25 protein-coding genes and 1 tRNA gene are annotated in these 25,617 nt (G+C 62.6%); 11 read left to right on the top strand and 15 right to left on the bottom strand.

Annotation, left to right across the window (positions count from 1 at the left end; translation table 11 throughout):
- Nucleotides 1–7 precede the first annotated feature (7 nt).
- Nucleotides 8–2,053: an ASKHA domain-containing protein gene (locus tag U3648_RS15135; RefSeq protein ID WP_420860075.1), complete on the top strand. Its 2,046-nt coding sequence runs from the start codon at nucleotides 8–10 to the stop codon at nucleotides 2,051–2,053.
- Here U3648_RS15135 and U3648_RS15130 read toward each other — a convergent pair.
- Genes U3648_RS15130 through U3648_RS15110 form a run of 5 tightly spaced genes read right to left on the bottom strand, consistent with a single transcriptional unit; the run spans nucleotide 2,050 to nucleotide 6,501 of the window.
- Nucleotides 2,050–2,841 carry an alpha/beta fold hydrolase gene (locus tag U3648_RS15130; RefSeq protein ID WP_420860074.1) on the bottom strand — a complete coding sequence of 264 codons (792 nt, stop codon included), beginning with the start codon at nucleotides 2,839–2,841 and terminating at the stop codon, nucleotides 2,050–2,052. The two genes, U3648_RS15135 and U3648_RS15130, sit on opposite strands and share 4 nt — an antisense overlap.
- The gene (locus U3648_RS15125) at nucleotides 2,841–3,437 is read right to left on the bottom strand and encodes an amino acid synthesis family protein (RefSeq protein ID WP_420860073.1); all 597 of its coding nucleotides are present in this window, start codon (nucleotides 3,435–3,437) and stop codon (nucleotides 2,841–2,843) included. The genes U3648_RS15130 and U3648_RS15125 overlap by 1 nt, the downstream gene beginning before the upstream one ends.
- An 11-nt stretch (nucleotides 3,438–3,448) precedes the next feature.
- Nucleotides 3,449–4,483 (bottom strand): LLM class flavin-dependent oxidoreductase, encoded by a 1,035-nt coding sequence (locus U3648_RS15120; RefSeq protein WP_420860072.1) that lies wholly within the window; start codon nucleotides 4,481–4,483, stop codon nucleotides 3,449–3,451.
- Between the two features lie 20 nt (nucleotides 4,484–4,503).
- The gene (locus tag U3648_RS15115; protein ID WP_420860071.1) at nucleotides 4,504–5,976 is read right to left on the bottom strand and encodes an aldehyde dehydrogenase; all 1,473 of its coding nucleotides are present in this window, start codon (nucleotides 5,974–5,976) and stop codon (nucleotides 4,504–4,506) included.
- A gap of 12 nt (nucleotides 5,977–5,988) precedes the next feature.
- Complete coding sequence (locus U3648_RS15110) at nucleotides 5,989–6,501, bottom strand: flavin reductase family protein (protein WP_420860070.1); 513 nt, start codon at nucleotides 6,499–6,501, stop codon at nucleotides 5,989–5,991.
- An 83-nt stretch (nucleotides 6,502–6,584) separates the two neighbouring features.
- Between U3648_RS15110 and U3648_RS15105 the strand changes: the two genes are divergently transcribed.
- The 3 genes from U3648_RS15105 (at nucleotide 6,585) to U3648_RS15095 (ending at nucleotide 7,983) form a co-directional block, all read left to right on the top strand.
- Entirely contained in the window at nucleotides 6,585–7,472 is an 888-nt protein-coding gene (locus U3648_RS15105; RefSeq protein WP_420860069.1) for a LysR family transcriptional regulator, read from the top strand.
- Nucleotides 7,473–7,509: 37 nt separating this feature from the next.
- Nucleotides 7,510–7,583, top strand: a tRNA-Gly gene (locus tag U3648_RS15100).
- A gap of 49 nt (nucleotides 7,584–7,632) precedes the next feature.
- Complete coding sequence (locus U3648_RS15095) at nucleotides 7,633–7,983, top strand: RidA family protein (RefSeq protein WP_420860068.1); 351 nt, start codon at nucleotides 7,633–7,635, stop codon at nucleotides 7,981–7,983.
- 69 nt (nucleotides 7,984–8,052) lie between these two features.
- Here the strand turns inward: U3648_RS15095 and U3648_RS15090 are convergent, their stop codons facing one another.
- Nucleotides 8,053–8,691, bottom strand: coding sequence for a hypothetical protein (locus tag U3648_RS15090; RefSeq protein ID WP_420860067.1), 639 nt, complete (start codon nucleotides 8,689–8,691; stop codon nucleotides 8,053–8,055).
- Nucleotides 8,692–8,823: 132 nt separating this feature from the next.
- Between U3648_RS15090 and U3648_RS15085 the strand changes: the two genes are divergently transcribed.
- Both U3648_RS15085 and U3648_RS15080 read left to right on the top strand, forming a co-directional pair.
- Nucleotides 8,824–10,206, top strand: coding sequence for a T6SS phospholipase effector Tle1-like catalytic domain-containing protein (locus U3648_RS15085; RefSeq protein WP_420860066.1), 1,383 nt, complete (start codon nucleotides 8,824–8,826; stop codon nucleotides 10,204–10,206).
- Nucleotides 10,207–10,384: 178 nt separating this feature from the next.
- Nucleotides 10,385–11,161 (top strand): ion transporter, encoded by a 777-nt coding sequence (locus U3648_RS15080; RefSeq protein ID WP_420860065.1) that lies wholly within the window; start codon nucleotides 10,385–10,387, stop codon nucleotides 11,159–11,161.
- A 187-nt stretch (nucleotides 11,162–11,348) separates the two neighbouring features.
- On the opposite strand, the gene pgi is transcribed toward U3648_RS15080, so the two are convergent.
- From pgi to U3648_RS15055, 5 genes are all read right to left on the bottom strand, one after another.
- Nucleotides 11,349–12,947: a glucose-6-phosphate isomerase gene (gene pgi, locus U3648_RS15075; RefSeq protein ID WP_420860064.1), complete on the bottom strand. Its 1,599-nt coding sequence runs from the start codon at nucleotides 12,945–12,947 to the stop codon at nucleotides 11,349–11,351.
- Between the two features lie 15 nt (nucleotides 12,948–12,962).
- On the bottom strand, nucleotides 12,963–13,634 hold the full coding sequence (pgl, locus tag U3648_RS15070; RefSeq protein ID WP_420860063.1) for a 6-phosphogluconolactonase: 672 nt from the start codon (nucleotides 13,632–13,634) through the stop codon (nucleotides 12,963–12,965).
- Nucleotides 13,635–13,712: 78 nt separating this feature from the next.
- On the bottom strand, nucleotides 13,713–15,167 hold the full coding sequence (zwf, locus tag U3648_RS15065; protein ID WP_420860062.1) for a glucose-6-phosphate dehydrogenase: 1,455 nt from the start codon (nucleotides 15,165–15,167) through the stop codon (nucleotides 13,713–13,715).
- Between the two features lie 112 nt (nucleotides 15,168–15,279).
- Nucleotides 15,280–16,473: a reductive dehalogenase domain-containing protein gene (locus U3648_RS15060; RefSeq protein WP_420860061.1), complete on the bottom strand. Its 1,194-nt coding sequence runs from the start codon at nucleotides 16,471–16,473 to the stop codon at nucleotides 15,280–15,282.
- A 9-nt stretch (nucleotides 16,474–16,482) separates the two neighbouring features.
- Entirely contained in the window at nucleotides 16,483–17,067 is a 585-nt protein-coding gene (locus U3648_RS15055) for an HNH endonuclease (RefSeq protein WP_420860060.1), read from the bottom strand.
- A gap of 205 nt (nucleotides 17,068–17,272) precedes the next feature.
- Between U3648_RS15055 and U3648_RS15050 the strand changes: the two genes are divergently transcribed.
- Nucleotides 17,273–17,608 (top strand): DMT family transporter, encoded by a 336-nt coding sequence (locus U3648_RS15050; protein ID WP_420860059.1) that lies wholly within the window; start codon nucleotides 17,273–17,275, stop codon nucleotides 17,606–17,608.
- On the opposite strand, the gene U3648_RS15045 is transcribed toward U3648_RS15050, so the two are convergent.
- The gene (locus tag U3648_RS15045; RefSeq protein WP_420860058.1) at nucleotides 17,605–17,811 is read right to left on the bottom strand and encodes a DUF6356 family protein; all 207 of its coding nucleotides are present in this window, start codon (nucleotides 17,809–17,811) and stop codon (nucleotides 17,605–17,607) included. The two genes, U3648_RS15050 and U3648_RS15045, sit on opposite strands and share 4 nt — an antisense overlap.
- Before the next feature lie 136 nt (nucleotides 17,812–17,947).
- On the opposite strand from U3648_RS15045, the gene U3648_RS15040 reads away from it, so the two are divergent.
- Nucleotides 17,948–18,406, top strand: a complete 459-nt coding sequence (locus U3648_RS15040) for an Lrp/AsnC family transcriptional regulator (RefSeq protein ID WP_420860057.1) — start codon at nucleotides 17,948–17,950, stop codon at nucleotides 18,404–18,406.
- A 76-nt stretch (nucleotides 18,407–18,482) separates the two neighbouring features.
- The gene (gene typA, locus U3648_RS15035; RefSeq protein ID WP_420860056.1) at nucleotides 18,483–20,303 is read left to right on the top strand and encodes a translational GTPase TypA; all 1,821 of its coding nucleotides are present in this window, start codon (nucleotides 18,483–18,485) and stop codon (nucleotides 20,301–20,303) included.
- 79 nt (nucleotides 20,304–20,382) lie between these two features.
- Here typA and U3648_RS15030 read toward each other — a convergent pair whose 3' ends face one another.
- From U3648_RS15030 to recA, 3 genes are all read right to left on the bottom strand, one after another.
- The gene (locus U3648_RS15030; protein WP_420860055.1) at nucleotides 20,383–20,673 is read right to left on the bottom strand and encodes a DUF1330 domain-containing protein; all 291 of its coding nucleotides are present in this window, start codon (nucleotides 20,671–20,673) and stop codon (nucleotides 20,383–20,385) included.
- Between the two features lie 132 nt (nucleotides 20,674–20,805).
- The gene (gene alaS, locus U3648_RS15025) at nucleotides 20,806–23,460 is read right to left on the bottom strand and encodes an alanine--tRNA ligase (RefSeq protein WP_420860054.1); all 2,655 of its coding nucleotides are present in this window, start codon (nucleotides 23,458–23,460) and stop codon (nucleotides 20,806–20,808) included.
- Nucleotides 23,461–23,577: 117 nt separating this feature from the next.
- The gene (recA, locus tag U3648_RS15020) at nucleotides 23,578–24,648 is read right to left on the bottom strand and encodes a recombinase RecA (protein WP_420860053.1); all 1,071 of its coding nucleotides are present in this window, start codon (nucleotides 24,646–24,648) and stop codon (nucleotides 23,578–23,580) included.
- A gap of 194 nt (nucleotides 24,649–24,842) precedes the next feature.
- Between recA and U3648_RS15015 the strand changes: the two genes are divergently transcribed.
- Together U3648_RS15015 and U3648_RS15010 are read left to right on the top strand one after the other, a co-directional pair.
- Nucleotides 24,843–25,439 (top strand): gamma-glutamyl kinase, encoded by a 597-nt coding sequence (locus tag U3648_RS15015; protein WP_420860052.1) that lies wholly within the window; start codon nucleotides 24,843–24,845, stop codon nucleotides 25,437–25,439.
- Between the two features lie 72 nt (nucleotides 25,440–25,511).
- The coding region (locus U3648_RS15010) for a sugar phosphate nucleotidyltransferase (protein ID WP_420860156.1) at nucleotides 25,512–25,617 on the top strand (106 nt) is incomplete at its 3' end.

Here is a 25,617-nt window from a genome sequence, read left to right as displayed (position 1 = left end):
CACTGCAATGTCCCAAGACCCTCTCGTGATCTTCACTCCCTCCGGCAAACGTGGCCGGTTTCCCGTGGGCACCCCGATTCTGACCGCCGCGCGGCAGTTGGGCGTGGACCTTGACAGTGTCTGCGGTGGGCGCGGGATCTGTTCCAAATGCCAGATCACCCCGTCTTATGGCGAGTTTCCGAAGCACGGGGTGACCGTGCGCGAAGGGGCCCTGTCCGACTGGAACAGCGTCGAAGACCGCTATGACCGGATCCGGGGCCTGCCCAAGGGCCGCCGCCTTGGCTGTCAGGCAACCGTTCAGGGCGATGTGGTTGTCGATGTGCCGCCCGAAAGCCAGGTGCACCGTCAGGTCGTCCGCAAGCGGGCCGAGGTGCGGGCGATCACGCTGAACGCGACGGTGAAACTTTACTATGTCGAGGTGCGCGAACCCGACATGCACGACCCCACCGGCGATCTGGAGCGGCTGCGCGCCGCGCTGACCGACCAATGGGGCCTGCCCCGCGTGGACTGTGACCTGTCGGTTCTGGGAATGCTGCAACCCGCCCTGCGCAAGGGCGACTGGAAGGTCACCGTCGCGATCCATCAGGACGAAGACGGCGACACCCCCCGGATCATGACCCTTTGGCCCGGGCTGCACGAAGGCGGCATCTTTGGCCTTGCCGTCGATCTGGGATCGACCACCATCGCCGCCCACCTGTGCGACCTGCAATCGGGCGAGGTTGTTGCATCATCGGGCCTGATGAACCCGCAGATCCGCTTTGGCGAAGACCTGATGAGCCGGGTCAGCTATTCGATGATGAACGCGACCGGGGCGGCAGAGATGACCAAGGCCGTGCGCGACGGCATGAACCAGTTGTTCGACGACATCTCCAAAGAGGCGGGGATCGACAAGGCGCTGATCCTTGACGCGGTCTTTGTCTGCAATCCGGTGATGCACCACCTGTTCCTCGGGATCGATCCGTTCGAACTGGGACAGGCGCCCTTCGCGCTGGCCACTTCGGATTCGATCCGGCTGATGGCACGCGATCTGGACTTGCACCTGAACCCCGCCGCCCGCGCCTATATCCTGCCCTGCATCGCGGGGCATGTGGGGGCGGATGCCGCCGCCGTGGCCCTGTCGGAAGAACCCAACAAGTCGAAGGACCTCGTGCTGGTCGTGGACGTCGGCACCAATGCCGAGATTCTGCTGGGCAACACGGAAAAGGTGTTGGCCTGTTCGTCCCCCACCGGCCCGGCCTTCGAAGGTGCCCAGATCAGCGCCGGTCAGCGGGCCGCGCCGGGGGCCATCGAACGGGTCGAGATTGATCCGGTCACCAAGGAACCCCGGTTCAAAGTCATCGGCTGCGACCTGTGGTCGACAGAAGAGGGCTTTGCCGAGGCCACCGCGACGACCGGGATCACCGGCATCTGCGGGTCGGGCATTATCGAGGCGCTGGCCGAGATGCGGATGGCCGGCATTCTGGATGCCTCTGGCCTGATCGGGTCGGCGGAACAGGTTGGCAGCCCCCGATGCATCGCCGAGGGGCGGACGAATTCCTATCTGCTGCATGATGGCAGCGCCGAGGGCGGGCCAGTCATCACGGTGACCAACCCCGACGTGCGCGCGATCCAGATGGCCAAGGCCGCGCTTTATTCCGGGGCCCGGTTGCTGATGGACAAATTCGGCGTGGATGCGGTGGACCGCGTGGTGCTGGCCGGGGCCTTTGGCGCCCATATCAGCCCGAAACACGCGATGGTTCTGGGGATGATCCCCGACGCGCCGCTGGACAAGGTCACCAGCGCCGGGAATGCCGCCGGAACCGGTGCGAGGATCGCCCTTCTGAACCGTGCGGCGCGGGGCGAGATCGAGGCGACCGTGCACCAGATCCACAAGATCGAAACCGCGATCGAGCCGCGCTTTCAGGAGCATTTCGTGAACGCCTCGGCCCTTCCGAACTCGGTCGAGCCCTTCCCGATCCTGAACTCCGTCGTCAGCCTGCCCGATGTCAGCTTTAACACCGGCGGCGGTGATGGGGCCGATGGCGGACGGCGGCGGCGGCGCGGGCGAGGCTAGACCCCCGCCAGAAACGCCCCGACCGCGTCGGAAAAGACCTTGGGCTGTTCGATCAGCCCGAGGTGCTTCAGACCCAGAACAATCGTGACGGTGGCACCGGAGATTTCCCGGCCCATCTCCGCGCTCATGGCCGGTGTGGACCCGACATCGTTTTCGCAGGTCATCACCAGCGTGGGCAGGGTCAGCGGCGGGTCGGGCCGGATCAATTCGACCACCCCTTCGACCAGAACCCGGCGGTGGGCGTTATAGGTTTCAGCATCGTTGGACAGGACAGCCGCGCGGACCTGCGCCACTACCTCGGGGCTGCCCGCGCGGAACGCCTCGGTGAACCAGCGTTCCATGGTCTGGTCGATCCCGGCTGACGGACCCCCTGCCGCGTTGTTGCGCGCCCGTTCCTCGGCCAGACGCTGCTGTTCCGCGCCCCGGTCGTGCGGGGAATTCAGGATCGCCAGCGCCGACACACGGGCGGGATGGTCGATCGCCACGCGCCGGTTGATCATGCCGCCCAGCGAAAACCCCACCAGCGCCGCCCGGTCGATCCCCAAATGATCCAGCAAGGCAACCACCTGATCGCCCAACATCCGCAGCGAGACTGGCCCAGATGGCGCGGCACTTTCGCCGTGACCGGGCAGGTCATAGGCCAGAACCCGGAACCGCGCGGCCAGCGCCGGACCGATCTGCGCCCATGTCACTGCCCGGTTCAGCCCCAACCCGTGGATCAGAACCACAACCGGCGCGCCCTCAGGCCCGGTCAGGTCATAGGCGGTCCCATCCGGCGCGGCGGGCATCACACGCCCGCCGGGTTGTCGACGTCATGACCCATTTCCTTCAGGTCTTCATAACGGTTGCCGATCCGGTGGTTCGGATGGCCGCCGACCGAGGCGCCGAGGGCAAGGATGATCTCATCCTCTGCCGGGGCGTCGGGAACCATGGTGTGGATGGTCTGGTAATGCGACCGGCGGCCGCCATCGTCCTTGTCCATCAGCGGAATGATCAACGCCGTGCCCGGCCCGCCGCGGGTGTTCGAGAAGGCAAGATAGGACTTGGCCTTGACCGCCTCGCGGTATTGGTTGCCGAACCACAGTGAATGGGTCAGCCCCTGCCCGTGTTCATTCTCGCCCCCTGCCCCGGTCACGGACGCCTTGCCGTAGCCTTCGATCCGGTCACCCGCCGCGCCGATCAGCATGTCGGTCAACAGCTTGCCCAGAACGGGACCGTGTTCCCGGATCTCGGGGCGCAGGTCTTCCACATGGCCACGCCCGAACCACGGGTTCCGGATGATCGCCATCGCGGCAAAAAGATGGGTCGGTTCATCGACCTTCTTCCAGCCTTCAAGATAGGTGGTCTGCTGCCACAAAAGCGTGCGGCGAATTTCAATAGCCATCAGATGTCCCCTCAGGAAAAGGCCGGAATGACGTGTTCGCAGAACAGTTCCATCGACCGTTTCTGCTCTGCCTGACCAAGGCCAAGGCTGGCGTAGTAGATAAAGCTGTCGACGCCGCGCGCCTCGTATCCCTTCAGCCGCTCGATGATCTGGTCCGGGGTGCCGAACATCAGGTTCTCGGCCAACATCTGTGGATCGTATTCGGCCCGGTTTTCAAGGTCTTCCAGCGGAATCTGCTTGGCGAACCCGTTCTTCACGTCCCCAAGGTTCTTGAACAGGTTTTCGAACTGCGACAACTGGCGGCGGGCGGCGGCCACCGGGATCGCGACATCCTCGGCCCGGTCCACAAGGGCTGTATGGCGCATCATGGCGATCTCGGGCCGTTTGCGACCGGGAAACTTCGCCTGCGCCTCGGCGAAACGCTCCATATACTGGTCCACCTCGGACATGGGGCGCGTCAGGGGCCATGACATGATGTTGTAGCCATGTTCGACCGCGTAGTCGAAGGTGATCGGCGCGCGGGCGGCGACCCAGATCGGCACCTCTTTCTGCGCGGGCTTGGGAACCGAGGTGGATTTCGGGAATTTCCAGAACTCCCCGTCGTGCTCATAATCCCCGGCCCAAAGCGCCTTCACCGCCGGGATCATCTCGTGCATGTAGCGCCAGGCGTCGGACTGTTTCAGCCCCGGATGCATCCGGTCGAATTCGCGCTGATAGGCCCCCGATCCGATCCCGAATTCCAGCCGCCCGCCGGTCAGAAGGTCGGTCATCGCCGCCTCGCCCGCCAGTCGGATCGGCGTCCAATAGGGGGCGACGGCTACGGCGGTGCCCAGCCGGATGCGGGTCGTGTGATCGCCCCACCATGTCAGCAGTTGGAACGGGTTCGGCGCGATGGTCATTTCCATCGCGTGATGTTCGGCGGCCCAGACGATGTCGAACCCGCCCTGATCGGCCATCTTGACCATGTCGAGTGTGTGATCGCGGACCGAGACCATGTCGATACTGTCGTCGATCCGTTCCATATTGATGGCGAGCTGAAATTTCATCGGTCTTTCCTTGCTTGGGCTCAGCGCATGACAAAGGGGTTGGCCAAGGGCGTGTCGGATGTGTTCATCCAGACCGTCTTGGGCCGTGTGTAGTCGTAGACGGCCTGGAACCCGCTTTCGCGGCCATAGCCAGAGTTCTTCATCCCACCGAATTCCGCGATGGGGGACACGGCGCGATAGGTGTTGACCCAGACGATCCCGGCGCGGACCGCGCGGGACATCCGAAGGGCGCGGGCGTTGTCGCGGGTGAATATCCCGGCGGCCAGCCCGTGCACGGTGTCATTGGCCAGCGCCAGCGCCTCCTCCTCGGTCCGGAAACGCAGAACCGACAGGACCGGGCCGAACAATTCCGTATCCACGATATGCAGGTCCGGACGCGGGCAATCGACGATCGTCGGCTGGAAGAACAGGTCAGACCCCGCGTCGGCGCGCGCGCCGCCACAGACGATCCGCGCGCCTTCATCCACTGCGCGGGCCAGTTCCCGTTCGATGTTTTCAACCTGACCCATGGTGCAGAGCGGCCCCATGTCGGTGTCTTCCGCCATCGGGTCACCGATCCGGACCCGGCCCGCGACCGCCGCCATCTTCGTCAGGAATTCGTCGGCCACATCCTCGTGCACGATCAGGCGCGACCCGGCGACGCAGCTTTGACCGGATGCCCCGAAAATCCCGCCGACCGATCCGTTGACCGCGCTGTCGATGTCGGCATCGGGGAAGACGATGAAGGGGGATTTGCCGCCCAGTTCAAGGCTGACTTCTGCGAAGTTCTGGGTCGAATTCTGGACCACATGCCGGGCCGAGGCCGGGCCGCCGGTAAAGGATACCCGCGAGACCAGTGGGTGCGAGGTCAGAACCCGTCCGCAGGGATCACCGTGGCCGGTGACGATATTCACGACCCCATCGGGGATGCCTGCCTCGGCCACCAGTCTGCCGAACTCCAGCATCGGGGCCGAGGCATGTTCCGACGCCTTCAGCACAACCGTGTTGCCCGCCGCCAATGCCGGGCCGATCTTGACCGCCGACAGGAACAGCTGACTGTTCCACGGCACCACAGCCGCGATCACGCCCAAGGGCTCGCGCTGGGTAAAGACGAACATGTCGGGCTTGTCGATGGGCAGGGTTTCGCCGTGGATCTTATCCGCCGCGCCCGCGTAGAAGTGATAGAATTCGCTGATGTATTTCGCCTGCCAGCGGGTTTCCTTGAACATCTTGCCGGTGTCGCGGGTTTCCACCGCGCCCAGTTGTTCGGACCGGTCGGCCAGCAGGTCGGCAAGGCGGCGCAGGCAGTGGCCGCGCTGGGTCGGGGTCATGGTCGCCCAGGGGCCCGTGGTGAAGGCCTCATGCGCGGCGCGGACCGCCCTGTCCACATCCTCCGCCGTCGCCTCGGGGATCAGCGCCCAATCCTTGCCCGTCGCGGGCTCCATGCTGGGAAACGTAGCCCCGTCTGAAGCCGCGACCCAGTCGCCGCCGATCAACATCTTATAGGTTTGCATCTGTCCTCCGGCCTAGTGCGGGGCGTGCGCCGCGTCGGGCACCACCCGGTGATAGGCCCCATCATGGTAGGTCAGCGGGCGGCTGTCACCGCCCAGAACCGCGCCAACCCGTCCGATGACAATCAGGTGGCTGCCGGACAGGAGGGTCTGCTGCACCGTGGCCTGAAATACGATGGCCCCGTCGATCTGCGGTGGCGTGCCGGGCAGGCCATAACAATCGACCCCGGAAAACCGGTCCGACACACGGGCGTCATGCCGCCCGGCGAAGCGGTCTGCGATATCGGTGCTGCCCTCGGGCAGGACGTTGACGCAAAACCGGCCATTGTCCTGAACCGCCTGCGCGATGCGGCTTTGCCCGTGTAGGCAGACCAGCACCGTCGGCGGATCGGCCGAGACAGAGGAAAACGCGCTGACCGTTGCGCCGTAGCGCCCCGCCTGCCCGTCGGTGGTGACGACCGTGACCGAGGCAGCGACCCGCCGCATGGCCCCGATGAACCGGTCCCGATCTGCCTGATCTGTTGCCATGGCGCATCTCCTGTCCCGCATGTCGACGGGCGGACCCTGACACATATGTCCAATTCTTGAAATCGAATAGTTTTGATCGTTTAATGCGGAAATTCCGAATTGAGGCCGCCGTGAATATCACCTCGCTCCAAACCTTTCTTGCGATTGTCGAAACCGGCAGCCTTGTGCGCGCCTCGCACAAGATGAACGTGACCCAATCGACTGTCACCGCGCGGCTGAAGGGGCTGGAGGAAGAGATCGGCCAGACCCTGCTGATCCGGCAGAAATCCGGTGTCACCCTGACGCCCGCCGGGACCAAGATGCTGCGCCATGCACGGATCATGACGGGGCTGTGGCGGCAGGCGAAATACGAAACCGCCCTGCCCGAGGGGTTGGAGTCGGTCTGCACGTTCGGCTGCGACAGAGAGCTGTGGCATGGTCCGGGCCGGGCGTTCTTTTACGGGATCACCGCCGACCGGCCCGAGGTGGCCCTGTCGGTCCAGCAGGGCAGTAGCCGCGATCTGGAGGATTGGATATCGACCGGGATCGTTGATGTGATCCTGACGTATGAGGCGGTCGCGCGGGGCAACCAGACCATCCACGACCTGCCGCCCGAGGAGTTGGTTCTCTATTCCTGGCGCGATGCCGCCCCGGTGATTGGCGATCCGGGCTATATCTTTGTCGATCACGGGGCAGACTTCCGCCGGCAGCACGCCGAGGCCTATCACGACGCAGGGCTGGCGCGGCTGAACTTCGACAGCTCTTGGTGGGCGCTGCAATTCATCCTCGACAACCGGGGATCGGCCTATCTGCCGCGCGCGCTGGCGGAAACATTCGTCCAGCAGGGCCGGATCTTCGAAGTGGCGGGCGCGCCCCTTTTCAGCCGCAAGAAATGCCTTGTGGTGAACGATTCCGCTGCCCGCAACTGGCCGTGGTTTCCGGCGCTGGTGGCGCGGCTGCAAGGACGGGAAAGCCCCACGAATTCCGCTTGACCTTTGCGCGCCCCGAAAATACATCCCCCTTCAAGCGGCGGGTATGGTGAAAAGGTATCACGAAAGCTTCCCAAGCTTCAGTTACGGGTTCGATTCCCGTTACCCGCTCCAACCTCTCCCGACCGGTTACGTTTCAACCAAATCCAACGGGAGACACCCCATGTCAGACATCAAACGTATCGAATGCGGCCAGCGGATGAGCCAGGCCGTGGTCTACAACGGCATCGCCTATCTGGCCGGTCAGGTCGGCACGCCCGGCGCGTCGGTCGCCGACCAGACCCGCGCGGTTCTGGACAGCATCGACCGGCTTCTGGCCGAAGCCGGGACCGACAAGACCAGGATCCTGACCGCGCAGGTCTGGGTGGCCGACATCAGCACCGATTTCGCCCCGATGAACGAGGTCTGGGACGCATGGGTCGCCCCCGGCCACGCCCCCGCCCGCTATACCGGCGAGGCAAAACTGGCCACCCCGGACTACCGGGTGGAGATCATCGTGACGGCGGCGGTCTAGGTTCGGCATTTTCAAACTGGGGGCCGACTTCCAATTGGCCCCCTACTGAACTGTCGGTGACAACTGCAATTAATCAAGTTCAAACGGGGCCGACCAATAGGATCGCCATGACAGCTGCAGCGATGGATCGCTCGCGGCGTGCTCGGCCACAACGTCTGCCGCGTAGTAGAACCTCGGCGGCTCTGGCCAGATTGCGTCGCTACATGCGACAGCTTCAATCTGGATTGCCAGACTTCGGACCTCCTGAACGTCGTGACCGGTGTCGCCATCGACATAGTTGAGCCGTATCATTATGGAGCTGTTAATCCTTTCTTGGCTCCCTAGGACTACATAACGGTCAAGACGCGAGCGTCCGGCCTTGCCTACGTACTCCACCCGCGGCGGGTAATAAGCAGACGCCTGAAGTGATGTCTCGCTGCCATCATTTAGGCCAAGTTTGACATCATTCACTTCGATCAATCCATCGAAGGTCAAGATTTCAGCACGATCCTTGGGCATGCACAGGTCGGCGGGGCCATGGTTTTCAACGTCAAAGACCACTTCGACCACGTTCCGGGATACCGGTCGAACTTCAAGCACCTCGATCACCGGCGGCCGATCAATCCTTGGCAAGTCTTCCGCATTGCGTACCGCGACCGAGCAGCCAACGAAACCCAACACTGATGCTGCGACAAGTATTGCTTTCAACTTCCTCTGAAAATCAAACAATAGACAAACCCCATTACGCGCATATGGATGAACCTATTCAACGCTAGACCCCAAATCCCACTACCACCAGTTGATTTTCATGTCTTGCCTCGCCATCCTTTCCGCATTGGTTAAGGCAGTTCGGGGGCGGCGATGCGCAAGATCATCATTTGCATGGATGGCACCGGGAACGAGGTCGGGGACAAGGAAACCAATGTCCTCAAGCTCTACAAGGCGCTGAAGAAGGACGATGCCCAGGTCTGCCATTACGTCCCCGGCGTGGGCACGATGGACAACCAGCGCATGTTCGGCAGGCTTACGCAGCGGGTAAAGGCGGTGATGGGCCTCGCCTTTGGCCTTGGGCTGGAAGACGATGTTCTGGACGCCTACCGCTTTCTTGCCACGACCTACAAAAGCGCCGAAGTCCAGGCCGCAGAGGCCGGCAGCAAGTCCCGGGACAGCTTTCAGGACGACCGGATCTATATCTTCGGCTTTTCGCGCGGGGCCTATGCCGCCCGCGTTTTGGCCGGGTTCATCCACAACTTCGGCCTTGTCCCGCCCGACCGGCTGCACATGATCACGCAGGTGTTCCGGGCCTATCGCCGCGTCACCAATGCCGAAAAAGGCGAAGACCCCGACAAGGTGTTTCAGTCGCTGCGGGAATACGAACATGTCATGGACCCGGACCGGGGCGTGCCGATCCGGTTTCTGGGGCTCTACGATACCGTGTCGTCGATGATACGCCTGCCGATTTTGCGGGGCGATTTGCGAACGATCTATCGCGAAGGCAGCCTGCTGGAATACGGCACCCATGCCAATGTGAACCAGAATTGTTCGGTGCGCATCGTGCGCCACGCGCTGGCGGTGGATGAACGCCGGTCGATGTTCCGGCCGCAGGTCTGGCAGCCCGGTCCCTACTACGGAAACCGGTTCAAGCGCGGCACCGAAAAGACCCAGTTCGTCGAACAACGCTGGTTCGCAGGTTATCATTCCGACATCGGCGGCAGCCCGCCCGAGGATGAAAGCGGGATCGGCAAGATCACCCTTTTGTGGATGCTGGACGAGCTAAAGGCCGCGGAAGAGGCTGCCGATGCCGAGGATGCGGCGATCCGCAAGTCGGCGGGCAAGCGCGCCCTGCCCCTCGCCGCCCGGTTCACGCCGGGGCTGGAGTTGAAGCGCGGCGCGATGAAGAACTACCTGACCGGGGAGAACGGCAAGAAGACCCCGGGCGGCCTGCCCTACTGCGGGCCAGACCCGATGGCCCCGATCCACAATTCGATCCGGGGGACCGACTGGAAGCCGAAAGGCATCTGGTTCTGGGCCCTGTTCGAGTTTCTGCCGAAATGCATTACCCGGCGCACATGGTCGCCGGGGCCGTTCATCCTGCGCCGGGGGATCATCTGGTTCCTGCCGATGTTCGAACCGCGCGTGATCCCCGATGACCACAGCCTTGACCCAAGCCTCCTGACCCGGCGGGACAAGGACCCGGACTATGACCCGCCGAACCTGCGGGCGCGGACGGGGCAGTCGGGCTAGGCCTGTGAGGCTGAGTCAATTGACTGCCCAAAGGCTGAACGATCCACTCTGACGCGCGATGCACGTGCTATGTGTGGATGACAGATTTGCAGAAAAAGCGGACATAAATCAGCGGTTTGGCACTTGCTCTCAAATGTCAGCGTACCATATGGCGTGTTAGAAATATCGGAGAGGCGACGTGACACGTAGTGCGCTGGCAAATTGGCTCGAAAGGCCACTTGTTCGAAATGTAATTATTGGCGTCATCCTGTTTAATGCGGTCATTCTTGGGCTTGAAACGTCAACCCAAGCGATGGCTGCGGCGGGTCCATTGATCCTCGCGCTGGATAGCGCCTGTCTTGCGATTTTTGTCGTCGAAATTGGTTTGAAGCTTGTCGCCTATGGCAGGCGGTTTTTCCGCTCTGGCTGGAACCTGTTCGATATCTCGATTGTTGCCCTGGCGTTGGTGCCCGGCGCGCAGACATTCACTGTGCTGCGGGCTCTGCGCATCCTTCGGGTTTTGCGGGTAATCTCGGCCACACCACGTCTGCGCCGGGTTGTCGAGGGCCTGATCACGGCGCTTCCGGGCATGGGATCCGTCTTCGTTTTGATGGCTATCATTTTCTACATTGGCGCGGTCATGGCCACCAAACTCTTCTCAAGTTCCTTCCCGGAGTGGTTCGGAACACTCGGAGATTCGGCCTACTCGCTTTTCCAGATCATGACCCTCGAGAGTTGGTCGATGGGCATTGTTCGGCCAGTGATGGAGATCTACCCCTATGCTTGGGCGTTCTTTGTGCCTTTCATCATGATCACAACTTTCGCCGTGGTGAACTTGCTGGTCGGACTTATTGTGAACTCGATGCAAGATGCTCATGGCGTGGAGGAAGGCGAACGGACAGATGCATATCGCGACGAAGTCTTGAAGCGGCTGTCCGAGATTGAGAAGAAGCTGGATCTGCGGCTTGATAGTTAGGATTCTCAGCAGATCCGCTTCAGATCACTGACAAAAGTGTCCAAAGGGCACCCACTAAATGCGCGCCTCACGGGACTGAAAGTCACGCTGCGGGTCGATTCAGTGGCGTCTATGGCGCCCTAACAGATCTTCAGGTGGTGCAGGCGCCCATTCACAGGCTGTCTCAGGGCGCCCAACACCTCCACTGTCACGTGCCGTGGCTGTGCAAGAACCCCACCAGCGCGGCGGTGGACCCGTCCTTGCCTGCCGCGCTTTCCGTCCCTTCGATGATCGGTTGCAGGGCGGTGGCCAGTTCCTTGCCCAGTTCCACGCCCCATTGGTCATAGGAGTTGATCCCAAGGATCACCCCTTCGACGAACACCCGGTGTTCGTAGAGCGCGATGATCTGGCCCAAAACCTCGGGGGTCAGCTGCGGATAGGCGATCGTCACCGAGGGGCGGTTGCCCTTGAAAACCCGGTGGCGGGCCTGCCGGTCGAGTTCCTCCCCCTCGAAGCGGCCCGCCACCTTGGCACGGGCCTCATCAAGGCTCCGGCCCTTCATCAGCGCCTCTGACTGGGCCAGACAATTGGCCACCAGAAGCTGGTGCTGATGGTGCAAGTCATCCTCGTGCCCACGGGCGGCGACAAGGAATTCGCAGGGGATCACGCGGGTCCCCTGATGGATCAGCTGGTAGAAGGCATGCTGCCCGTTGGTCCCAGGTTCTCCCCAGACCACGGGGCCGGAGTGCACGGGCAGATCGGCGCCATCCATGCTGACGCCCTTCCCGTTCGACTCCATCTCAAGCTGTTGCAGATAGGCGGGCAGCCGGGCCAGCCGGTTGTCATAGGGCAGCACCGCGCGGGTCGCATGGCCGCAGACCTGATTGTGCCAGACCCCGACAAGGGCCAAAAGCGCCGGCAGGTTTTCGTCCCACTTGGCCACGCGGAAATGCCGGTCCATCGCCTGCCCACCCCGCAGGAAGGCGCGGAAGGCTGCCCCGCCGATGGCGATCATCAGCGACAGGCCGATCGGCCCCCACATGGAATAGCGCCCGCCGACCCAATCCTCGAACCCGAAGACACGGTCGGGCGAAATGCCAAAGGCTGCCGTCTTGTCCGCCGCCGTCGACAATGCCGCGAATTGCGCCGCGGGGTCGGTGACGGATTGGCTCATCCATGCCTTGGCCGTGCGGGCATTGGTCATGGTTTCGATGGTGGTGAAGGTTTTCGAGGCCACGATCACCAGCGTGGTCGCCGGATCGCAACGCCGCAGCACCTCGGCCACATCGGCCGGGTCCACGTTCGATACGAAATGGCAGCGCGGGCCGTCGTGATAGGGCGCCAGCGCCAGCGTGGCCATCGCGGGCCCAAGGTCGGAGCCGCCGATCCCGATATTCACCACGTCGGTGATCTTGCCGCCCTGCCCGGTGAACCGGCCCGCGCGCACATCTTCGGCAAAGGCCTCCATCCGATCGAGCGTTTCCAGAACCTCGGGCATTACATCCTGCCCGTCGACCATGACCGGATCGCCGTCAAGATTGCGGAGCGCCGTGTGCAGCACTGCGCGGCCTTCGGTTTCATTGATCTTCGCGCCTGTGAACATCGCGTCCCGCTTTTCCGCAACCCCCGCGGTCTCCAGCAGGTCGATCAACAGGGCGCGGCCCTCTGCATCGATATTGGTCTTGGAATAGTCGAGAAGCATGTCCCCCATGCGGGCGGAAAACGCGTCAGCCCGGGTGGCATCGAACAGGCTGTCGATGCGACGGTTGGCAATTGCGGCGTGATGGGTCTTGAGCTTGTCCCACATGGGTCGTCTCCGTCCTTAGCTGGCGGCCCAATGCACGGTGGCGCCGGTCAATACGGCGGCCACGGGGGCCTCGTTCGGGGAAAGGATGCGGGCACGGTCAAGCGCTGCGCGCTTTTCGGGGCCCACGATAACGATATGGCGGGCCATGGCGCCGTTCAGCACCGAGGCCGACAGGGTGATCCGGGGCTCCGGGGCGCCCGGCGCCCGCATCGGGTAAAGCAGGTCCGGCCCATGCAGCGCGTCGTCCAGCCGGTCCGCGCCGGGAAAGATCGAGGCGGTATGCATATCCGCGCCCATGCCCAAAAGGCAGACCGACAGGGGCAGCGCCTCGGCCACTGCACCGGAAAGGCCCGGCAGCATCTCTTCGGCGCTGCCGCCCTCGGCATAAAGGGGCACAAGGGTCGCCGCGGCCGCGCGGTCGGTCAGCAGCCTTTCGCGCAACAGCCGCGTGTTCGACCGGTCCGAGGATTCAGGCACCCAGCGTTCATCTGTCAGCATCACCCGCACGCGGGACCAGTCGAGATCAGAGGCGCAGAGGCTGTCGAAGATCGGGCCGGGGGTTGTGCCGCCGGGCACCGCAAGGCTGGCGGTTTCCTCGTGGACCAGCACATTTTCCAACTCTCCGGCGATGATATTGGCAAGGTCCATCATCATCATTTCGGAATCGGCGTATTCGATGAATTTCATCTCGCTGTCCTCGTCGCTTGCTTTGGGGCGCCACCCTACAGAAGCACCCAGCCCCCGTAAGGTGGGTCTTGACCCACCCTACCCCTTGATGTCGCGCCAGCGGCGCCCGTCGCGGTGCATCAGCATCAGCGCATCATCCGGCCCGGCGCTGCCCTGATCGTACAGCTTCGGCACGTCGTTGCGGGCCTTCCAGCCTTCGATGATCGGATCAGTCCAGGCCCAGGCCGCCTCGACCTCGTCGCCGCGCATGAACAGGGTCTGGTTGCCCCGGATCACGTCCATGATCAGGCGTTCGTAGGCGTCTGTCACCTCCTCGGCCCCATCGCCAAGAGCGTCGGCAAAGGACATGTCCAGCGGCACGTCGATCAGGCGCATCCCACCCGGGCCCGGTTCCTTGATCGTCACCTGAAGGTCGATCCCTTCGTTGGGCTGCAACCGGATGGCCAGAATGTTGCGGTGCCGGGCCACGTCGCCTTCGAAAATCGAATGGCCAAGGTCCTTGTAGACCACGGCGATCTCGGACGTCCGGGCGCGCATCTTCTTGCCCGTGCGCAGGTAGAACGGCACCCCGGCCCACCGCCAGTTGTTGATATGGCACTTCAGCGCCACGAAGCTTTCGGTATGGGATTTCGGGTTTTCCGCGTCCAGCCGATAGCCCGGCTCATCCCCATCCGCATCATATTGCCCGCGCACGATGTGATGATAATCAACGGGTTGCAGGGCGCGGATGACCTTCAGCTTTTCGTCGCGTACCGCATTCGCCTCGAACATGCTGGGCGGTTCCATGGCGATCAGGCACAGAAGCTGCATCAGGTGGTTCTGCACCATGTCCCGCATCGCGCCCGACTTGTCGTAATAAGCGCCGCGGCCTTCGACACCGACGGTTTCCGACACGGTGATCTGGATGTGGTCGATGTAGTGGTTGTTCCACAGCGGTTCGAACAAGACGTTGCCAAACCGGACCGCCATCAGGTTCTGGACGGTCTCTTTGCCAAGGTAGTGGTCGATCCGGTAGATTTGGTCTTCGTTGAAATGCAGCGCCAGCGTGGCGTTCAGCGCCCGGGCGCTATCCAGATCGCGGCCAAACGGCTTTTCAACAACGATCCGGCTTTTGGCATCGGCAATCTTGTGCAGATGCAGGCGTTCCGCCAGATCCCCAAACAGCGACGGCGCGACCGAGAAATAAAAGGCCCGCACGACGTCGGCTCGCATCAGATCGCGCAGCTGCGCCCAGCCGCCTTCGCCCTTGGCGTCGATCGCAACATAGTGCAAGCGCCCCAGAAAGGCCTGCAATTGCTCGGTTTCCTTGGCTTCCGGGCCGCCGAATTCGGCAATTGCCTCGCCGATCATGTCGCGAAAGCCGGCGTCGTCCATCTGCGACCGGGCGGCCCCGATGATCCGCGACTCGGCCGGCATCTGGCCGGACAGGAACCGCCGGAACAACCCGGGAAGGATCTTGCGCCGGGCCAGGTCGCCGGTGCCCCCGAAAATGACCAGGTCGAACGGATCGACCGGAATGACGCGCGAGACCATGGTGTTCCCTTTCGTCGCCGGGCGAGACATCGCCCCGTTTCAGACTTGGCGCCACATTCCGTTAGCGCTAACGCCGCCCTCTTACCGTGCTGCACCTGCAAAGTCCAGCGGTTCAGCGCCCCTGATTTCCAGCCCACCAGTCCCGCGGACGCAGGCGTTTGCGCAGGCCACGACGGTTTTCGACCCAGAGCGCCAAGGCCCGCCACCGGGAAGTCGTGGCAAGGTAATACCAGATTCGGTCGGCCCATGTCCCTTGTCCCCGGTTGAATGGGCAGACCCTCATGCAGATTGCGCAATCGCTGCGCAACTTGGCCCAGTAGCCAAAGCATTTTTCGCAATTGGCCGACCACTTCCGGACCCCGCGGATGGTCGACGGGCTGTCGGAGCCGACGGCCGGGGGCCCATTGGGTAGGGCCCTAGGAGGGCAGGCCTCCGCACATTTCGTGCATATCGTACAATAACTTGCCAGCCCAAGTTGACGTGGTGCATCAACGGCAAGCGGCATATCCGTAAAGATTTTCGAAAACCGCACCCTTGGCCCGAATTCAGGTGTCAGCACCATCTGGTTGCGCCCATATTCCCCCAAACCTGCCTTGATCGCATAGGGAATCGCCAGGGCCGTGTCATTCATGCTGGCGACGGCCTGAAACCCGAGGTTACGGATGTAAGCGGCAAGCTGAATCACGATCGCCGTCTCGTGGCTGTATTCGCGCCCAGTCGCCGCGCCGGCCAAGGCGCTGGGATAAGTATCGACAAGCCCCGCATCCATTTCATGCCCCATCACGATCACATGAGTCAGCCCTTCAGGCAGTTCATTGGGCCGTGCGCTCATGTCCCGAGTGTCGGGCACGCGGGAATAGTGCCAGCGTTCGTCGAGATGTGTGATCCCACATAGGTCCGCACCAAAGAAGGCCGCCAAGCGCTTGATTTCCCGCGCTTCCTCCGCCTCGGAGCCAAGCGTGACCCGCTCGGGCGCGGCGGGTGTGTCATTCCGGATGGCCCCCTGAAACCCTTCGCGCACCCCCTCTGCCGCGGCCCGGTTGGAAATGATGTCCGACACCGCCCAAGCGGCATTGCGCAGCGCGAAGTCGCGCTGACTGAACCCCTCACCCCGCCGGGGCGCGGCCTCCATCCGGTAAGAGTTGAAGAAGGCGTCGGTGTCCGGGCTGCGCACACTGTCATCCCAGAAGGCCCGGGTGAACATGTCGTTCATTTGATCGAACCGCTCGAAATCCTCGGTGATTTCGAACCCGGCAGCGGCGTCGCTGTCCAGAAGGTGTTGGGGAATCGCGTTGGCCCGAGTCATGGGCGCAGATTACGCCTCCAGTTCGGCATCCCAATAGAGATAATCGACCCAGCTTTCATGCAGGTAGCCCGGCGGGAACTTTCGGCCCGAGTTGCGCAGCTCTTCTGCCCCCGGTTGGCGCGGGGGTTTGCGCAGGGACATGCCCGCCTGACGCAGGCTCTTCGACCCTTTGCGCAGGTTGCAGCGCGAACAGGCGGCGACAACGTTTTCCCAGCTTGTGACCCCGCCGCGCGCGCGGGGGATCACATGGTCAAAGGTCAGATCGCCGGTACTGCCACAGTATTGGCAGCAAAACCCATCCCGCAGAAAAAGATTAAAGCGCGTGAAGGCCACGCGCTTTTGAGGTTTCACATAGTCTTTCAGGACGACGACCGAGGGGATCCTGATGATGGTCGAGGGGCTTCGGACGACCTCGTCATATTCGGCGACGATATCCACCCTGTCCAGCCAGGCCGCCTTGACCGCCTCTTGCCAAGGCCACAGCGATAAAGGGTAGTAGGAGAGCGGACGGTAATCCGCATTCAGCACCAGCGCCGGATGGTGTTTCAACGCTGCTGGGTCCCTGACGAACCCGGTCCTGAAGTCTCCGTCCATGGGCAATATCTCCCTCACCCTGCCTGCCTGCCTCGGCACCAGAGCGGGAGCGCCCCGCTCCTGCCTTATCGCCACTATATCTCGGTCCAATATGCTGGCAAGCCCTACATGTGGCCAGAATATCCCGGGATGATGTGACAACGTGATGACATGGCTTTCCAGTTCCAATTTCCCGGTCTAGGAGGGTCGGATCGGAGGTCTCGCCATGCCCACACACTACATCTACCTGATCGTCGCGATTGCTGCCGAAACCATCGGCACGTCCGCGCTTCAGGCCAGCCAGCAATTCACCCGGCTTTGGCCATCCGTCATCGTTGTGGTCGCCTATGCGGTGTCCTTCTATCTGCTCGGCCTGACTTTGAAATACATGCCCGTGGGGATCATGTATGCCATGTGGTCGGGCCTTGGGATCGTGTTCATTGCGCTGATCGGCTGGCTCGCATTCCGGCAATCACTAGACATGCCCGCGATCCTTGGGATCGGTCTGATCCTTGCCGGGATCGTGATCATTCAGCTGTTTTCCGACAGCGCCCGGCACTAGCGCCCGCGGGTGTGGGTCCGCTGATACAGGTCGGCCACGATCCGGCTGGCCGTCTTTTCGAACATGAACGGCAAAACGGCATGGACCGTGGCGGCAAAGGCCGCCGCGAACAGGCGTAGGGCAAAACCCGAGGCAAAGCGGGCATGTTCGACATAGGTTTCATCCACGCTGCGCGGATGGTCAAGGAAGAGGCGGGTCAGCATGTCTGGTCCTTTCGCTGTCTGTCTTGCGGTGGCGGGTTGTCGTTGGGTCTGGATGCCACGGGCCGGATGGGCATTGCGCCCAAATCGAACCGCAAATCGCTTGCGGATTGTGACATTTTCCCTCATTTTAGCTGTCATGGTGGAAATTGACCAAATAGACCGCAGAATCCTGCGCGAATTGCAGCGTGACACGACCAGATCGTTGGACGAGGTTGCCGATCTTGTCGGCCTTTCTCGCAACGCGGTCTGGCGGCGCGTGCGTTTTTTGGAGCAGGCAGGCATCATTCGCGACCGGGTTGCGCTCTTGGACCCGGACAAACTGGGCCTTGGCCTGACCGTTTTCGTGCAGGTGCGCACCAGCAGCCACGATCCCGACTGGCTGGCCAAATTCGCCCGCGCGATGCGCGACACCCCCGAGGTTCTGGGCGCCTACCGGATGACCGGCGATCTTGATTACTTGATCCGCGCGCGGGTCGGATCGGTGCAGGACTACGACCGGTTCTATCAGCGGCTGATCGCCCGCCTGCCCCTCTCGGATGTCTCGGCCAGCTTCGTGATGGAAGAGATCAAGGAAACAACCCAGCTCCCGGTCTGAAACGCGACGTTTGTTCTGGCCTTTGCGGGCGGTCCGGGCTATGGCCCCGCCAACCCGAAGATAAAGGCCCGTTCCAATGGATATCCGCAATATCGCGATCATCGCCCACGTCGACCACGGCAAGACCACGCTGGTGGACGAGCTTCTGAAACAATCCGGCGCGTTCCGCGACAACCAGGCCGTTGCCGAACGGGCGATGGACAGCAACGATATCGAACGGGAACGCGGGATCACCATCCTTGCCAAGGCCACCAGCGTGGAATGGGCCGGAACCCGGATCAACATCGTCGACACCCCCGGCCACGCCGATTTCGGCGGCGAGGTAGAGCGGATCCTGTCCATGGTTGATGGCGTGGTCCTGCTGGTCGACGCCGCCGAAGGCCCGATGCCACAGACGAAATTCGTAACCTCCAAGGCGCTGGCGCTGGGGTTGAAGCCCATCGTCGTGCTGAACAAGGTGGACAAGCCCGACGCGGAACCGGACCGCGCGCTGGACGAATGCTTTGACCTGTTCGCCAACCTTGGCGCCACGGACGAGCAGCTTGATTTCCCGCATCTCTATGCCTCTGGCCGGTCCGGCTGGTGCGATGCGGAACTGGATGGCCCCCGCAAGGACCTGACCGCCCTGTTCGACCTCGTGCTGCGCCACGTGGACCAGCCCAAGCAGATCGAAGCGCGGGGCGAGCCGTTCCGTATGCTGGCCACCACCCTGTCCGCAGACCCGTTCATCGGCCGTATCCTGACCGGTCGGGTGGAAAGCGGCACGCTCAAGGTGGGCGAGACGCTCAAGGCGCTGTCGCGCACCGGCGAAAAGATCGAACAGTTCCGCGTGACCAAGATCCTCGCCTTCCGCGGCCTGTCGCAGCAGCCCATCGACGCAGCGGAAGCTGGCGACATCGTCACCATCGCGGGCATGACCAAGGCCACCGTGGCCGACACCCTCTGTGATCTGTCGGTGGACAAGGCGATTGACGCCCAGCCGATCGATCCGCCGACCATCTCGGTCCTGTTCGGGATCAACGACAGCCCGCTGGCGGGCCGGGACGGCAAGAAGGTGCAAAGCCGGGTGATCCGCGAACGCCTGATGAAAGAGGCTGAAACCAACGTGGCGATCAAGATCGAGGACACTCCGGGCGGCGAAGCGTTCATCGTTTCGGGCCGGGGCGAATTGCAGATGGGCGTGCTGATCGAAAACATGCGCCGCGAAGGGTTCGAACTGTCGATCTCGCGTCCGCAGGTAATCATGCGCGAAGAGGACGGCCAGCGGCTGGAACCGGTCGAGGAAACCACCATCGACGTGGATGACGAATATACTGGTGTCGTGGTCGAAAAGCTGACCGGCCCGCGCAAGGGCGAATTGGTCGAAATGAAGCCCGCAGGCGCTGGCAAGACCCGGATCGTGGCCCATGTGCCGTCGCGCGGGCTGATCGGCTATCACGGCGAATTCCTGACCGATACGCGCGGCTCTGGCGTCCTGAACCGGATTTTCCACGGCTGGACCCCCTACAAGGGCACCATTCAGGGCCGCCGTCAGGGTGTTCTGATCTCGATGGAAAACGGCACCGCCGTGGCCTATGCGCTTTGGAACCTTGAAGAGCGCGGCAAGATGTTCATCCACCCGCAGGACGCGGTCTATCAGGGGATGATCATCGGTGAACACAGCCGCGACAACGATCTGGAGGTCAACCCGCTCAAGGGCAAGAAGCTGACGAACGTGCGGGCCTCGGGCACGGACGAGGCGGTGCGCCTGACCCCGCCGGTGCAGATGAGCCTTGAGCAGGCGATTGCCTATATCGACGACGATGAACTGGTCGAGGTGACGCCGAACGTGGTGCGGCTGCGCAAACGCTATCTGGACCCGCATGAACGCAAGCGGATGGCCCGTTCGAGCAACTGATCAGTCACGGTGGGGCAAGACCCACCTTACGACATCGGCAAATTCGGAAAGTAAGGTGGGTTTCGACCCACCTTTTTTCTTAGTCCTCCGAGATTTCGACCACCATCAGTTCGCGCTCTGACGCGTCGCGGGCATGGTCCAGCGCGCGCTGATATTCGATGGAGTTGTAGCACTCCACCGCTGCTTCGACGCTGGGGAAGCGGGCGACGACGTTGCGGGGCCGTTCCTTGCCCTCAAGCTGCACGAACCGTCCGCCACGGGCGATGAAATGGCCACCATGTTTGGCAATCGCCGGTCCGGCCAGTTCAGCATATTTGCCGTAGGCGTCCGGGTCGGTGACGGTGACATGGGCAATCCACAGGGCGGGCATGGCGGCTCCTTTCGCGCGTTTCGGGACCAATCTTGCCGGTCTGGGCGCAAAGCGCAATGGTCTGCGCCCCTCGGAAACGAAAACGGGCCGCCCCGCGATGAACGGGACGGCCCGGCCTGGATCGTTCGGGGGTCAGAGGCCCGCGATGACCGCCTCTGCCGCCGCAATTGCCGCTTCGGCGTTGTCCACGCTGGCCCCGCCGCCCTGTGCCATGTCGGGACGGCCACCGCCGCCCTTGCCGCCCAGTTCGGCCACAGCAGCGCGCAGGATATCCACCGCTGACAGGCGGTCGGTCAGATCGCCGGTCACGCCAGCCGCCACCGCCGCCTTTCCGCCCGCGTCGGCGATCAGCAGAACCGCGCCGCTGCTCATCTGGGCCTTCAGCTCGTCGATGATCCCCGGCAGGTCCTTGCCCGTCACCCCGGTCAGCACCTGAGCTTTGAACGCGATCCCATTGATTTCCTTTGCAGGTTCCTCGGCCTTGGCCCCGCCGCCCATGGCAACCTCGCGGCGCAGTTGCGCCACTTCATTGGCCAGCGCCTTGCGTTCATCCAGCAGCGCCTTGACCCGCTCCACCGCATCCGCGGCAGAGGTTTTCAGCGCCCCGGCCACCGCCGCCAGCGTCGCATCCTGCGCCTTGAGGTGGTCAATCGCGGCCTGCCCGGTCAGCGCCTCGATCCGGCGCACACCGGCTGACGACGCGCTGTCGGCCAGCACCACGAAAGCACCGATATCGCCGGTCTGGCGCACATGGGTGCCGCCGCACAATTCGATCGACCAAGTCTGGCCATCCAGCCCCTTGCCGGTCGCGGCCTTGCCCATCGACACCACGCGGACCTCGTCCCCGTATTTTTCGCCGAACAGCGCCTGTGCGCCGATGGCGCGGGCGTCATCCGGGGTCATGATCCGGGTGGTGACGGGGCTGTTCTGGCGCACCATCTCGTTAACCCGCGCCTCGACCTCGGCCACTTCGTCGCCGGTCATGCCCTTGCCGTGGCTGAAGTCGAACCGCAGCCGGTCGGGCGCGTTCAGCGACCCGCGCTGTGCAACGTGGTCGCCCAGCGTCTCGCGCAGCGCCTCGTGCAGCAGGTGTGTGGCCGAGTGGTTAGCGCGGATCGTGGAGCGACGGCTGTGATCAACCTCCAGCTCTGCCCCCTGCCCGCGCGCGATCTCGCCCTCGACCACCTCAGCGAAGTGGATGAACACCCCGGCGGCCTTCTTCGTGTCGATGACACGGGCCAGCCCGGTTTCGGTCTTCAGAGTGCCCATATCGCCGACCTGGCCGCCGCTTTCGGCATAGAATGGGGTCTGGTTGCAGGCAACCTGCACCGTGTCCCCGACCTTCGCGGTCTCAACCTTGTCGGACCCGGCGACGATGGCCACGATCTGCCCTTCGGCCTTCTCGGTGTCATAGCCAAGGAAATCCGTGGTGCCGGATTTGTCCGCCACGTCAAACCAGACGGTCGCATCCGCAGCCTCGCCCGACCCGGCCCATGCCGCACGGGCCTTGGCCTTTTGCTCGGCCATGGCGGCATCAAAACCGTCCACATCGACCGACAGGCCCTTTTCGCGCAGGGCGTCCTGCGTCAGGTCCAACGGGAAGCCGTAGGTGTCGTAGAGTTTGAATGCCGATGCGCCCGGAAGGGCCGCGCCTTCGGCCATGTCGCGGGTTTCGTCTTCCAGCAACTTCAGGCCGCGGTCCAGCGTGCTGCGGAACCGGTTTTCTTCGCCAAGGAAGGTTTCTTCAATGGTCGACTGGCGCTCACGCAGTTCCGGGTAATGCCCGCCCATCTGCTTGACCAGTTCGGGGACCAGCTTGTGCATCACCGGGTCCTTCGCACCCAGAAGATGGGCGTGACGCATCGCGCGGCGCATGATCCGGCGCAGGACGTATCCCCGCCCTTCGTTCGATGGCAGCACCCCTTCGGCAATCAGGAAGGAGGTGGAGCGCAGGTGGTCGGCGATGACGCGGTGGTGCACGTTGCCATCTCCGTCCGGGTCCACACTGGTGGCATGGGCCGACGCCTCGATCAGGGCGCGCATCAGGTCGGTGTCATAGTTGTCGTGCTTGCCCTGCAAAAGCGCGCCGATCCGTTCCAGCCCCATGCCGGTGTCGATCGACTGCATGTCGAGGGGGCGCATGGAGCCGTCCTCGAACTGCTCGTTCTGCATGAAGACGACGTTCCAGATTTCGATGAACCGGTCGCCATCTTCTTCGGGCGAACCCGGAGGGCCGCCCCAGATGTGGTCGCCATGATCATAGAAAATCTCGGTGCAGGGACCGCAGGGGCCGGTCGGCCCCATCTGCCAGAAGTTGTCCGAGGTGGCGATGCGAATGATCCGGTCTTCGGGCACGCCGACCTTTTTCCAGATTTCCACCGCCTCGTCATCGGTGTGGTAGACCGTGGTCAGCAGGCGGGTTTTGTCGATCCCGAAATCGCGGGTCAGCAGTTCCCATGCAAAGGGGATCGCTTCGGTCTTGAAGTAGTCCCCAAAGCTGAAATTCCCCAGCATTTCGAAAAAGGTATGGTGACGTGCGGTATAGCCGACGTTGTCAAGATCGTTGTGCTTGCCCCCGGCGCGAACGCATTTCTGCGCCGTGGTCGCGCGGACGTAGTCGCGCTTTTCCAGCCCCGTGAACAGGTTCTTGAACTGAACCATGCCCGAGTTGGTGAACATCAGCGTCGGGTCGTTGCGCGGCACCAGCGGGGAGGAGGCCACGACCTCGTGCCCCTGCCGGCGGAAATAGTCGAGGAAGGTGGAGCGGATATCGGCGAGGCTGGTCATGGTCCTGCATCTTTCTGTCTAGTCGGGCGTCAAATACCGCCCCTGCCCGCTACGGTAAAGCAGGAATGAAAAAGGGGCGGCCAAAGCCGCCCCCGAACCATCTTTCAGACGCTGATCCTAGTCTTCGACAAGCTCTTCGGCGTCATTGTCATCCATGTGGAAATCCAGCCCGTGCGCGGCGCGGATCTTGTCCTCGATCTCGTACGCCATACCGGTGTTTTCGCGCAGGAACTGCTTGGCGTTCTCGCGGCCCTGCCCGATCCGCTCGTCCCCGTAGGAGAACCAGCTGCCGGACTTCTCGACCACGCCGGCCTTTACCCCAAGATCCAGAAGTTCGCCCGTCTTGGAGATGCCTTCGCCATACATGATGTCGAATTCCACCTGCTTGAACGGCGGCGCGACCTTGTTCTTGACGACCTTCACGCGCGTGGTGTTGCCCACGACCTCGTCCCGGTCCTTGATCGCGCCGATGCGGCGGATATCCAGACGAACCGAAGCATAGAACTTAAGCGCGTTGCCGCCCGTGGTGGTTTCGGGGCTGCCGAACATGACCCCGATCTTCATCCGGATTTGGTTGATGAAGATCACCATGCAGTTGGACCGCGCGATGGAGCCGGTCAGCTTGCGCATGGCCTGGCTCATCAGGCGGGCGTGGACGCCGACGCTGCTATCGCCCATGTCGCCTTCAAGTTCCGATTTCGGGGTCAGGGCGGCGACCGAGTCGACCACGACCATGCTGACCGCGCCGGAACGCACCAGCGTATCGACGATTTCCAGCGCCTGTTCGCCGGTGTCGGGCTGCGAAATCAGCAGCTCGTCCAGATTGACGCCCAGTTTCTTGGCATATTGCGGGTCAAGCGCGTGTTCTGCGTCGACAAAGGCGCATACGCCGCCCTTTTTCTGTTCCTCGGCCACTGCGTGCAGGGTCAGCGTGGTCTTGCCCGAAGATTCCGGCCCGTAGATCTCGATGATCCGGCCCTTGGGCAGGCCGCCGATGCCAAGCGCGATGTCGAGGCCCAGAGAGCCGGTCGAGGTCGCCTCGATCTCTGCCACGGGGTTGTCGGCACCAAGTCGCATGATCGACCCCTTGCCGAACTGCCGTTCGATCTGGGCCAAAGCCGAGTCCAGGGCCTTCTGTTTGTCCGCTGTGCGCTTGTCATTCATGTTGAAAAGTTCTGCCGTTGCCATCTTTGCCATCCTTATTCCACACCCCGTTGAGGGCGGCAATCGCTGCTTTGTTCGCCTCTTGTTCTCAAGGTTAATGAGATCAAAAAGAGAACATTTCAAGAAAAATCTTACAAACACACCTTTTTGGATGAGTGGTTAAGGAGTAGTTTACGAACCAACGAGAACAATAAATTCAGGCAATACAGGGCAGTCTCATGTTGGTTTTCTGGAGCGAGCGGCTGGTTTTTCTGGCTGTGCCCAAGACCGGAACGACGGCGATCGAGGGGGCATTGGCGCCGCGTGCGTCACTGGTGTTACGCGATCCGCCGATTCTCAAGCACAGCCCGGTCTACCGTTACCGCCGGTTTATCCAGCCGCTTCTGAAGAAAGGGGCCGATGTAGAGTTTGAAACGCTGGCCGTGATCCGCAACCCCATCGACTGGCTGGACAGCTGGTATCGGTATCGGCACCGGGACGATCTGGTTGGACATCCGAATTCGACACGGGGCGTCAGTTTCGATGATTTCGTCGATGAATATGCCAAGGGCAAGCCCGCCCCTTTCGCCGCCGTCGGGTCGCAGGCGAAATTCGTTTGTGGCGACAGTGGGCAGATCCTTGTCGATCATTTGTTTCAATACGAGCAGCAGGACAAGTTGATCGACTTTCTCGAGGGCCGTCTGAACGCCCAAATCGACCTGAACCGGCTGAACGTCTCGCCCAAGGTCGACACCACCCTGTCAGAACGAACCGAGGCCAAGCTGCGCCGCAAATGCGCCGCCGAATTCGAAGTGTGGGAGGCCGCGCGCAGGTGATGACAGGGTTTCCATAACTTTGCCTGATTTTGCGGGCAGAGAGATAAGAAACGAGCAGTACATGGTTAACAAATGACGCCCATTCGTCCCCATTCCACGAGCCGCAAGGGCATCATCCTTGCAGGCGGGTCCGGCACGCGGTTGTATCCGATCACCCAAGGCGTGTCGAAGCAGCTTT

The sequence above is a fragment of the Marivivens marinus genome, from assembly GCF_035969385.1.
Classification (GTDB): Bacteria; Pseudomonadota; Alphaproteobacteria; order Rhodobacterales; family Rhodobacteraceae; genus SELP01.
This window is presented reverse-complemented; position numbering and strand designations above follow the sequence as displayed.